Origin of the sequence: Sphingobium salicis subsp. salicis (assembly GCF_049472635.1) — a bacterium.
Taxonomy (GTDB): Bacteria; Pseudomonadota; Alphaproteobacteria; order Sphingomonadales; family Sphingomonadaceae; genus Sphingobium; species Sphingobium yanoikuyae_A.
On the sequence record NZ_JAYRCS010000001.1, the window covers coordinates 1,339,868 to 1,349,829 of the forward strand.

Here is a 9,962-nt window from a genome sequence, read left to right on the forward strand (position 1 = left end):
ATCGATCAGACGGGCAGGGGAAATGGAGATTTGTCAGTAGGTTAAGACTAGGTATGATTACATAATATACGCAATTTTACGGCCTGTTCGCGCTGGCGCGCAGCCATGAAATGCGGGGGTATCGAAATCGCCGTCATGGCTGTGGCGGCTCATTCTCCTGCGGTTGGGTCGGCGCGATTCGCGGTGGGGGCACGCCCTGCGGCGGCAGCGGCAAGGGCTGGTCTGACGGAATGCGAAGCTGGTTGCCATCGATGGTGACGGTCATTCCGCCCTGATCCATGCCGACGCCGACATTGCCGATGCCGGTTTCGACGCTGACATTGGCGATGGCGTTGACCAGATCGGGATCCTGCTCTTCCTCGGGCACCTTCTCGACCGGCTCGTTGATCGCGCCAGCCATGAAATTGCGCCAAATACGTGCTGGCACACCGCCGCCGGCCGCGCCGCCGGGCAGCGGGGCATTGTCGTCATTGCCAATCCATACCGCCGTCACCAGGCCGCCGGCATAGCCGACGAAAATCGCGTCGCGACTATCCTGGGTCGTGCCGGTCTTGCCGAAGGTGCTGGTGCGCAGCGCCGCTGCGCTGCCGGTGCCGCGATTGGCGGCGGACGACAAGAGGTCGCGGATCATTTCGAGCTGGTCGTCGCTGAAATGGCGCTGGCGCTTCATCAGCCGGTCGAACCAGCCCTGTTCCTCGGGCGGCAGGCCATGGGCGAGCACCGGATAGGCGCCGGCCGCCACCGACGCATAGGCCTCGGCCAGTTCCACAAGCGGGATTTCCGACGTGCCGAGCGCGAGGCTGAGATCCTCGGTCAGCGGCGCGGTAACGCCCAGATCGCGGGCAACCTTGATGACATTGTCGACGCCGACCTTCTGGGTCAGGCGCACGGCTGCCACATTGCTCGACGCGGCAAAGGCCTGGCGCAACGTGATGCGGCCGCGATATTTGCCGCCATGATTGGCCGGGCGATAGGTGCCGGTGGTGATCGGCGTATCCTCGATCATGTCGTCGGGCGTCATGCCGGCGCGGAACGCGGCGAGATAGACGAACAGCTTGAAGGTGGAGCCGGGCTGGCGCTTCGCCTGCACGGCGCGGTTGAAGCTGCTCTTCTCGTAATTCTTGCCGCCGATCATGGCGACGACGCTGCCGTCCGGCTTCATCGCCACCAGCGCCACCTGTGCCCCGCCCAGCGGCGCGCGCCGGATCGCTGCTTCGGCGAGGCGCTGGATGCGCCAGTCGAGCGTCGTCTTCACCTCCTGCGCGCCATAGACGGCGCCGGCCCGGTCGCGCGCTTCCGGCAGCACCCAGTCGGCAAAATAGGTGCCGCTGGTGGCATCCGGGGACTCGCGCACATCAAGGCGGGCTGGGGCGAGCTGATCGCGCTGGGCCTTGCTGATATAGCCGGCCTCGACCATCGCCTGCGTCACTAGCGCAGCGCGGGCACGCGCGCCCTTCAGGTTGCTGGTCGGCGCGAGGCGCGAGGGCGCCTTCAGCAGGCCGGCCAGCATCGCGGCCTGGGATATGGTCAGCCGTTCGGGCTGACGATCGAAATAATGGAGCGAGGCGGCGCGCAGGCCATAGACATTGTCGCCGAAATAGACGTTCGAGAGATAGCGTTCGAGGATCTGGTCCTTGGTCAGCCAGGCCTCCAGCCAGAAGGCGATCAGCGCTTCGCGCGCCTTGCGGCCCATGGTCCGGTCGCTGGACAGGAATACGCCCTTGGCCAGCTGCTGGGTGATGGTGCTGCCGCCCTGCGATGATCCGTCGGACCAGATATTGTGCCACATGGCGCGGGCGATGCCGCGCGGATCGACACCCCAATGGTCATAGAAGCGACGATCCTCGATCGCCATGAAGGCCTGGGGCACATGGGCGGGCAGCTTGGCCACCTCCACCGGCTTGTCGATGATGGCGCCGCGCCGCGCGACCAGATGGCCATCGGCCGACATCAGGCTGATGCTGGGCGGGGCAATGGGCTGGAGCGAACGCGACATCGGCGCCGTCACCGCCAGCCAGGCGATGATCAGCATCAACAGGGCCAGCCCCGCCGCCACGATCCAGCCGAATATCTGCAGTCGCCGCTTCCACGGGGTGGGCGGGGCAAAGGCGCTGGGCGGCCCGGCGCCGAACGGGCGCGCTTCGTCAGCAGCCGGGGCGGGCGTGCCGGTAGGGGCGGGGTTGGGCAATTCGGTCATCGGCACGGCCATGCTGTATTATGTTGTTGATACGGTCAAGTCTGTCCCGCGACGGGACATCCCGGATTTTACGAAATTTGCCATGGAACTAATGGTAAATATCGCGTTAACCAATCCTTATGAGAAACCGAGTCCTCGTCCTCACCAACGAAGCCGCCCGGCACCCCTTTCGGCAGCGGCTGCCCCGTCACATTTTCCAGCTGACGGACGATGCGTCGTCGCAGGCGCGTCGCCGCCGCGATGTGGCCGTCTCCGACGATAATGACTGGAAGCTGTTCGTGCTGAGCTTCTCGGCCTTCTTCACGGCTTTCTACAGCTTTATCTTCTAAAGCTCGCCGCTGCAGGCCGGGCCGTCACAGGCCTTGTGCAGCCGCCAGGCCAGCCAGGCGCAGGGCAGGCACATCGCCGCCACCAGCAGCAGCTGATAGACCACCTCCAGGCCGGCCAGGGTCAGGCCGATCGCGATCAGCGATCCGACCACCATGGCGCCGGAATTGACGATATTGTTGGCCGCAACGGTGCGCGCCGCTTCGCACTTCTCGACCGTGGTGGTGAGGAAGGCGTAGAGCGGCACCACGAACATGCCGCCAAAGGTCGCCACGCCGAGCAGGCAGAGCGACAGCGGGATCGCCATCGGATGGGCGAGGAAGCCGGCGAGCGGCAGCATCTGGCCGCCGGGCGCGGGCGTCCACAGGTCGCACACCACATGGAAGGCGATGATGCAGCAGCCCATGCCGATCACCGACGCGGGCGCATATTTGGCCGAGACATGGCCGGCGAGCAGCCGGTTGATCGCGATTGATCCGATCGCGATGCCGATCGAGAAGATCGCCAGGAACAGGCTGGCAACCGACTTGTCGGCAGTCAGGACATTCTTCACCAGCGGCGGGAACTGGATGAACAGCACCGATCCCACGGCCCAGAAGAAGCTGATCGACATGATCGCCAGATAGAGGCGCGGAATATGCATCGTGCCGCGCACCAGCGCGACCGAGGATCGGATGACATGGAAGTCGATCGGCTGCTTGGCGAGCAGCGATGGGGCAGGGGGCACGGCCCGGCTGGCAAAATAGCCAATGAAGGCGGTCACCACCACGCCGATGGCCGCAGCCTCGATCGGGATGATGCCGGCGAGGATGGTGCCGGCCAGGATCGCGATATAGGTGCCGGCTTCCACCAGCCCGGTGCCGCCCAGAACCTCGTCATCATGCAGATGCTGGGGCAGGATCGCATATTTGATCGGGCCGAAGAAGGTGGAGTGGATGCCCATCGCGAACAGCGCGGCGAGCAGCAGCGGGATCGCCAGGATATGGACGGCTATGCCGCTCCAGATCAGCGCCAGGCCGGTCGCACCGACCGTCATGATGACGATTTCGGCTGCCTTCACCCAGCGGATGATGACCGCCTTGTCGCGCTGATCGGCCAATTGGCCCGACAGGGCGGACAGCAGGAAGAAGGGAATGATGAAGATGCCGGTGGCCAGCGCACTGAACCAGGTTTCGGACCGCTCGTCATTATAGACCTGATACACCACGAACAGCACCATGGCGTTCTTGAACAGGTTATCGTTGAAGGCGCCGAGAAGCTGGGTGATGAAAAGCGGCAGAAAACGGCGCTTTTTGAGGAGCCTGAGTGAGGCTTGCATGAGTGCGTTTGGCTTTTCGCTGTGGACGACCGGGGGGCGGTCTAGCCGCTGCAGGCGGGCCTGTCCAATTTCCTGTTCACTTCTTGCTGCCTTCGCTTGTGCCCGATGCGGGACTGTGGCAGGTCGCCCTGATGCTGACGCTGCCCAATTTGCTGACGCTTTCGCGCATCATCACCGTGCCCTTGCTGGTGGCCCTGTTGTGGCCCGGCGAGATGGGCGCGCGCTGGACCACGGGCTATGGCCTGGCCTTCGGTCTCTACTGCCTGATGGGCATCACCGACTATTTCGATGGCTACCTCGCCCGTGCGCAGGGCGCGGTGTCCAAGCTGGGTGTGTTCCTTGATCCGATAGCGGACAAGATCATGGTCGGCGCGGTCATCCTGATGCTCGCCGCGACGCGGGACATCGCCGGCATCCATATCGCGGCCGCGATGATCATCCTGCTGCGCGAGATTGCCGTGTCGGGGCTGCGGGAATTTCTGGCCGGCCTTCAGGTGTCGGTCCCGGTGTCGCGCCTGGCCAAGTGGAAGACGACGTTCCAATTGATTGCGCTGGGCGCCCTGATCCTGGCCGGCGCCGTGCCGCAATTTCCCTTCGTGCAGAGCGTCGGCATCCTGACGCTGTGGGCCGCCGCGATCCTGACGCTGATTACCGGCTGGGATTATCTGCGCGTCGGCATCAAGCATATGGACTGACCGGCATGGCGGCTGTGACCCTCGTCTATTTTGCCTGGGTGCGCGAAGCCATTGGCCGTGATGAGGAGCGGGTCGAACTGGCTTCGCCGGAGGAAACTGTAGCTGAATTGGTGGCGCGACTGGCGGCACAGGGCGGTGGCTATGCCGAGGCGCTGGCCGATCCCGTTCGGTTGCGCGCGGCGCTGGACCAGCAGTTTGTCGGTTTCGATCAGGCAATCGGCACGGCGCGGGAACTGGCGCTGTTCCCGCCGGTCACGGGTGGATGAAACGGGTCGCCATCCAGGCGGATGATTTCGATATTTCGGCCGAGCTTGCCGCGCTCGAAGCGCTGGGCGGCGGCGGGGTGGCCAGTTTCACCGGTATCGTCCGCGGCGAAGAGGGGCTGGTGGCGCTGGAACTGGAACATTATCCGGCGATGACGCAGCGCCAGGCCGAACGGATCGCGGATGAGGCGATGGCGCGCTGGCCGCTGCTGGGGCTGTCGATCATCCATCGCCATGGTCGGTTGCTGCCGGGCGAGCGGATCGTGTTCGTCGGCACGGCATCACGGCATCGCGCGGCGGCGCTAGATAGCTGTGCCTTCCTGATCGACTGGCTGAAATCGCGCGCGCCCTTCTGGAAAAAGGCGCATTATGCCGATGGCGCAGGCGCCTGGGTCGCGCCCCGCGCCGAGGATGAGGCCAAGGCGCAGGGCTGGGATCGCTGATCGATCAGGCGGCGTTGGCGCGGATCGCGGGATGGTCCGCTGCGTCGCGCAATATCTCGGCGAGCAGATGGAATTCCTTCTCGCGCGGGCTGTTCTTGCGCCAGACCAGGGCAATATCGCGCCAGGCATGATCGGACTGCAGCGGACGCGCGGTGATGTTGGTGTGTTCCAATATGCCGCCGGCCAGCGCCATTTCCGGCAGCATGGTGACGCCCAGCCCATTGTCGACCATCTGGATCAGCGTGTGGAGCGATGTGCCCATCATCGTCGCGCTGGCGCGCAGGTCGGGGCGATTGCAGGCCGCCAGCGCATGGTCCTTCAGGCAATGCCCGTCCTCCAGCAGCAGCAGCTTGTTCTCGTCGATCATGTCCGGCTTGATCCAGTCCGGCGGATTGGTCGGATCGTCGCGCGGGAAGGCGACATAGAGCGGATCCTGGAACAATATCTCGCTATCCAGTTCGCCGGTCGGATAGGGCAGGGCCATCAGCACACAGTCGACATTGCCATGGCGCAGCGAATCGATCGCCGCCTGGGTCGTTTCCTCGCGCAGATAGAGTTTCAGTTCCGGCCGGTCGGCCCGCAGGCGGGGCAGCAGGCGCGGCAGCAGGAAGGGCGCGATCGTCGGGATGACGCTCATCCGCAATTCGCCGGTCAGCGGCTTGCCCGACGCCTCGGCGATGGCGGCAAGTTCCTCCGCCTCGCGCAGGACGCGGTGCGCCTTTTCGACGATGCGATCGCCCAGCGCCGTGAAGCGCACGACGCGGCGCGTTCGCTCGACCAGCGTAACGCCGATCAGGGATTCCAACTCGCGGATGCCGGCCGACAGGGTGGATTGGGTCACATAGCAGCTGTCGGCCGCCTTGCCGAAATGGCCATGTTCCTTCAGCGCAACCAGATATTGCAGCTGTTTGAGCGTGGGCATGTAGTTCGACATTTATCGGATTCCTGAATTAGAAATCCGAATATAAGCGAATTATCCGATATAACCAAGATATTTGGCGATGCCGAAGGCCGACGTCAGGGTCAGGATGATGCCGACGGCCACGAACAGCACTTTAGGCGCAACATGGCGGGCCAGCATGGCGCCAAAGGGGGCTGCCACTACGCCGCCGATCAACAGGCCGATCGTGTAGGTGGTGAAGCTTTCCCAGCCCAGATGGAACAGGAAGGTCAGGCTGATCGACAGGGTCAGGATGAATTCGACGCTGTTGACCGTGCCGATGGTGTGGCGCGGGCTCGATCCCTGGATCAGCAGGTTGGATGTCACGACCGGACCCCAGCCGCCGCCGCCCGACGCGTCCATGAAGCCACCGACCAGGCCTAGCGGTGCAACCCATTTGGGGCTCTTGCTGTGCGGGGGGAAATGGAAGCCGCGCCAGATCAGGTAGATGCCGATCGCTGCCAGATAGAACTGGACGAAGGGCTTGATGATCGCGCCGTCGATATTGGAGAGCAGATAGGCGCCGGCCACGCCACCGATCACGCCGGGAATGACGAGCCGGGCGAACAGGCCCCAGTCGACATTGCGGTGCAGGATATGGCTGATCGCGGACACACCGGTGGTGAAGGTTTCGGCGGCATGGACGCTGGCGGACGCACGGCTGGGCGGCACGCCCATGGCCAGCAGCAGGGTGCTGGAAATCACGCCATAGGCCATGCCAAGGGCGCCATCGATAATCTGCGCGCCGAAGCCGATCAGGATGAAAGGCAGTATTTCGCCAAAATGGGCGATAAATGTGTCGATCATCCAAACACCTTCGTTCTAATTGTCTACCTCAATGATTGGTATATCTTGAGGCGCCAAGCAAGTTTCTGTTTTGGGCCGGGAAGGCGAATTAGGGCGCGCTCTGGAAAAATTGCCGCTTAATCTCTATGTTGCTGGCAACAGAGTAAAAGGGACGCGCCAGCAGGGCGGGTCCGTTCAGGGACGTTTCGATGCTGCGTAATCTCATCGCCTATCTGGATTCGGTCAAGTCGCGCGACCCTGCGCCGCGATCGCGGGCGGAAATCCTGCTCTATCCCGGTATCTGGTCGCTGGCCTTCCATCGCGTGGCGCATCGTCTCTATCGGGCGCGGCTCTATTTCCTGGCGCGGGCAGTCAATCATCTGTCGCGCTTCCTGACCGGCAATGACATTCATCCCGGCGCGAAGATCGGCAAGCGCTTCTTCATCGATCATGGCTTCACCGTGATCGGCGAGACGGCGGAGATTGGCGACGACGTCACTCTCTATCAGAATGTGACGCTGGGCGGGACCGATCCCGCCAACGGAATCGCCGGCAAGCGCCATCCGACGCTGGAAAATGGCGTGATCGTGGGGTCGGGCGCGCAGGTGCTGGGCCCGGTCCGTGTCGGCGCCCGTGCCCGTGTCGGCGCCAATGCGGTGGTGACCAAGGATGTTGCGGAGGCCGCGACCATGGTCGGCATCCCCGCGCGCGCGATGCTGGTCGATGTCACCGCTTATCAGCGCGACTTCCTGCCCTATGGCACGCCCTGCTCCGATTGTTTCGATCCCGAAAAGCAGAAGCTGGAATTGCTGCAGTGCGAAGTGGAGCAGTTGCAGAAGCGGCTGGCTGAGTTGCTGGCGCAGAAGCAGGTGCCCGAACTGCCTGCCGATGACGTCGCCCTGTTCAAGGAGCGTGGCCGGGCCTGATGTCCAATGTGACGCCGTTCCCAGCACCCAACGGCCAGCAACAGGGGCAGGTCGGGTTCGATCGCCTTGAATTGCAGCGGATCATGGATCTCTATGGCCGCATGGTCGCCGCCGGACACTGGCGCGACTATGCCATGGACCTGGGGCGTGAGGCGGCGATTTTCTCCGCTTTTCGGCGTTCTGCCGAGCGTCCTGAATATCGGATCGAGAAGCGGCCGGCGTTGCGCAATCGCCAGGGCATGTGGACGCTGGTGGGGGAAGCGGGTCATGTGCTCAAGCGCGGGCAGGAGTTGCAGGGCATATTGGCGCCTGTCGAACGCAAATTGATGCGCATCGTCGAGGATTGACCCGCAGATCCGGTTAATTGCGCCCGCGCGCTGCGGCAGTTCGGCGCATTTTCCATTCGCCCCACGTCCACATGTGCCCGCGTAGCGCCAAGTCGCGTTGCAACAGCGTCATGACCCGACTTATGCTGCATCGCGTCAACAGGTGGCTGGTTCCACTGACGCGGCAACTGTCCGAACAGGCCGGGGGCCTCGATCTTTGTCAGGGCGAGAGGTGCGCGCATCCGGATTTTCCGGAGCGCTCTGTCGCGTCCTGTCCGGATCGGGGCGATCGGTTGCGGGCATATTGTCGATTAGCTTGCACATTGGACAAGGAGAATTGTCATGCGGATCGTGATGACCGGATCTGGTTATGTTGGTCTGGTATCGGGCGCCTGCCTCGCGGATTTCGGCCACGAAATCATCTGCGTCGACAAGGATGAGCGCAAGATCGCCAAGTTGCGCGAAGGCGGCGTGCCGATCTATGAGCCGGGCCTGGCCGATCTCATCGCGCGCAACGTCAAGGCGGGCCGGTTGAGCTTCACGACCGATCTGGCAACGTCCGTGGCAGACGCCGATGTCGTCTTCATTGCGGTCGGTACGCCGGCGCGTCGGGGCGATGGCCATGCCGACCTCAGCTATGTCTATGATGCCGCGCGCGAGATTGCCGGGGCGCTCAAGGGCTTTACCGTTGTGGTTACCAAGTCGACCGTGCCGGTCGGCACCGGCGACGAAGTCGAACGGATCATCCGCGAAACCAATCCTGACGCCCAGTTTGCGGTCGCCTCCAATCCCGAATTTCTGCGCGAGGGCGCCGCGATCGAGGATTTCAAGCGCCCGGATCGCATCGTCGTCGGCATCGAGGACGAGCGTGCTCGTCCGGTGATGGAGGAGGTCTATCGCCCGCTCTACCTCAACCAGGCGCCGCTGCTGTTCACCGGTCGCCGTACCAGCGAACTGATCAAATATGCCGCCAACGCCTTCCTGGCGATGAAGATCACCTATATCAACGAGATGGCCGAATTGTGCGAACGGGTCGGCGCGGATGTGCAACAGGTGGCGCGCGGTATTGGGCTTGATAACCGGATCGGTTCGAAATTCCTACATGCCGGCCCCGGCTATGGTGGCTCCTGCTTCCCCAAGGACACGCTGGCGCTGGTCAAGACGGCGGAAGACTCCGGGGCGCCCATTCGCCTGATCGAAACCACCGTCGCGATCAACGAAAGCCGCAAGCGCGCCATGGCGCGCAAGGTGATCGGCGTGTGCAACGGATCGGTGCGGGGCAAGACGATCGCGGTGCTGGGCCTGACCTTCAAGCCCAATACCGACGATATGCGCGATGCGCCGTCGCTGTCGATCATCCAGGCCCTGCAGGATGGCGGTGCGCAGATCCGCGCCTTCGACCCCGAAGGGATCGAGGCGGCCCAGCCGCTGCTGCAGAATGTCGATTTCTTCCACGATCCCTATGCCGCAGCGCAGGGGGCATCGGCCGTCGTGCTGGTCACTGAATGGGATGCGCTGCGCGCGCTCGACCTGTCGCGCCTGCGCGGCGTGATGGCCGGCAATGGTCTGGTCGACCTGCGCAACATCTATCGGCCCGAAGTCGCTGAAGCGGCTGGATTTATCTATGACAGCGTTGGCCGTGGCATGGCGCCTGAGCCCGAAATGCTGGTTGAAGCTGCCGAGTAAAAGTTCCTCGCCTCGTCGCAAAAATGGCTGATTTGCGACGAGGCGAGCTTGTCTG

11 protein-coding genes are annotated in these 9,962 nt (G+C 63.6%); 7 read left to right on the top strand and 4 right to left on the bottom strand.

Annotated features, from left to right (window positions below; all coding sequences use genetic code 11):
• Positions 1-133: 133 nt before the first annotated feature.
• A complete protein-coding gene (locus tag VHN57_RS06500) occupies positions 134-2,209 on the bottom strand; it encodes a transglycosylase domain-containing protein (RefSeq protein WP_287002398.1) in 2,076 nt (691 codons plus the stop codon).
• 107 nt (positions 2,210-2,316) lie between these two features.
• Between VHN57_RS06500 and VHN57_RS06505 the strand changes: the two genes are divergently transcribed.
• A complete protein-coding gene (locus VHN57_RS06505) occupies positions 2,317-2,526 on the top strand; it encodes a hypothetical protein (protein ID WP_004212393.1) in 210 nt (69 codons plus the stop codon).
• Here VHN57_RS06505 and VHN57_RS06510 read toward each other — a convergent pair.
• Positions 2,523-3,842: an MFS transporter gene (locus VHN57_RS06510; RefSeq protein WP_004212394.1), complete on the bottom strand. Its 1,320-nt coding sequence runs from the start codon at positions 3,840-3,842 to the stop codon at positions 2,523-2,525. The genes VHN57_RS06505 and VHN57_RS06510 overlap by 4 nt on opposite strands.
• Before the next feature lie 131 nt (positions 3,843-3,973).
• Between VHN57_RS06510 and pgsA the strand changes: the two genes are divergently transcribed.
• The 3 genes from pgsA to VHN57_RS06525 are packed head-to-tail and all read left to right on the top strand — an operon-like array spanning position 3,974 to position 5,243.
• On the top strand, positions 3,974-4,537 hold the full coding sequence (gene pgsA / locus VHN57_RS06515; protein ID WP_004212395.1) for a CDP-diacylglycerol--glycerol-3-phosphate 3-phosphatidyltransferase: 564 nt from the start codon (positions 3,974-3,976) through the stop codon (positions 4,535-4,537).
• Between the two features lie 5 nt (positions 4,538-4,542).
• Positions 4,543-4,803 carry a molybdopterin converting factor subunit 1 gene (gene moaD, locus VHN57_RS06520; RefSeq protein ID WP_097382939.1) on the top strand — a complete coding sequence of 87 codons (261 nt, stop codon included), beginning with the start codon at positions 4,543-4,545 and terminating at the stop codon, positions 4,801-4,803.
• Positions 4,800-5,243 (top strand): molybdenum cofactor biosynthesis protein MoaE, encoded by a 444-nt coding sequence (locus tag VHN57_RS06525; protein ID WP_278987850.1) that lies wholly within the window; start codon positions 4,800-4,802, stop codon positions 5,241-5,243. Before moaD ends, VHN57_RS06525 begins: the two co-directional genes overlap by 4 nt.
• A 4-nt stretch (positions 5,244-5,247) precedes the next feature.
• Here VHN57_RS06525 and VHN57_RS06530 read toward each other — a convergent pair whose 3' ends face one another.
• On the bottom strand, positions 5,248-6,177 hold the full coding sequence (locus tag VHN57_RS06530; protein WP_004212401.1) for a hydrogen peroxide-inducible genes activator: 930 nt from the start codon (positions 6,175-6,177) through the stop codon (positions 5,248-5,250).
• 39 nt (positions 6,178-6,216) lie between these two features.
• Positions 6,217-6,990: a sulfite exporter TauE/SafE family protein gene (locus tag VHN57_RS06535; RefSeq protein ID WP_004212403.1), complete on the bottom strand. Its 774-nt coding sequence runs from the start codon at positions 6,988-6,990 to the stop codon at positions 6,217-6,219.
• 188 nt (positions 6,991-7,178) lie between these two features.
• Between VHN57_RS06535 and epsC the strand changes: the two genes are divergently transcribed.
• From epsC to VHN57_RS06550, 3 genes are all read left to right on the top strand, one after another.
• On the top strand, positions 7,179-7,895 hold the full coding sequence (gene epsC / locus VHN57_RS06540) for a serine O-acetyltransferase EpsC (RefSeq protein WP_010339066.1): 717 nt from the start codon (positions 7,179-7,181) through the stop codon (positions 7,893-7,895).
• Entirely contained in the window at positions 7,895-8,242 is a 348-nt protein-coding gene (locus VHN57_RS06545; RefSeq protein WP_069338373.1) for a DUF2794 domain-containing protein, read from the top strand. Before epsC ends, VHN57_RS06545 begins: the two co-directional genes overlap by 1 nt.
• A 321-nt stretch (positions 8,243-8,563) precedes the next feature.
• Positions 8,564-9,907, top strand: a complete 1,344-nt coding sequence (locus VHN57_RS06550) for a UDP-glucose dehydrogenase family protein (protein WP_004212408.1) — start codon at positions 8,564-8,566, stop codon at positions 9,905-9,907.
• Positions 9,908-9,962: the final 55 nt, after the last annotated feature.

Bases quoted from the DNA above. Each gene is read 5' to 3' on its own strand.
- VHN57_RS06535 (WP_004212403.1), bottom strand. From the start codon at position 6,990: ATGATCGACACATTTATCGCCCATTTTGGCGAAATACTGCCTTTCATC.
- epsC (WP_010339066.1), top strand. From the start codon at position 7,179: ATGCTGCGTAATCTCATCGCCTATCTGGATTCGGTCAAGTCGCGCGAC.
- VHN57_RS06530 (WP_004212401.1), bottom strand. From the start codon at position 6,177: ATGTCGAACTACATGCCCACGCTCAAACAGCTGCAATATCTGGTTGCG.
- VHN57_RS06510 (WP_004212394.1), bottom strand. From the start codon at position 3,842: ATGCAAGCCTCACTCAGGCTCCTCAAAAAGCGCCGTTTTCTGCCGCTT.
- VHN57_RS06550 (WP_004212408.1), top strand. From the start codon at position 8,564: ATGCGGATCGTGATGACCGGATCTGGTTATGTTGGTCTGGTATCGGGC.
- moaD (WP_097382939.1), top strand. From the start codon at position 4,543: ATGGCGGCTGTGACCCTCGTCTATTTTGCCTGGGTGCGCGAAGCCATT.
- VHN57_RS06525 (WP_278987850.1), top strand. From the start codon at position 4,800: ATGAAACGGGTCGCCATCCAGGCGGATGATTTCGATATTTCGGCCGAG.
- VHN57_RS06505 (WP_004212393.1), top strand. From the start codon at position 2,317: ATGAGAAACCGAGTCCTCGTCCTCACCAACGAAGCCGCCCGGCACCCC.
- pgsA (WP_004212395.1), top strand. From the start codon at position 3,974: ATGCTGACGCTGCCCAATTTGCTGACGCTTTCGCGCATCATCACCGTG.
- VHN57_RS06500 (WP_287002398.1), bottom strand. From the start codon at position 2,209: ATGGCCGTGCCGATGACCGAATTGCCCAACCCCGCCCCTACCGGCACG.
- VHN57_RS06545 (WP_069338373.1), top strand. From the start codon at position 7,895: ATGTCCAATGTGACGCCGTTCCCAGCACCCAACGGCCAGCAACAGGGG.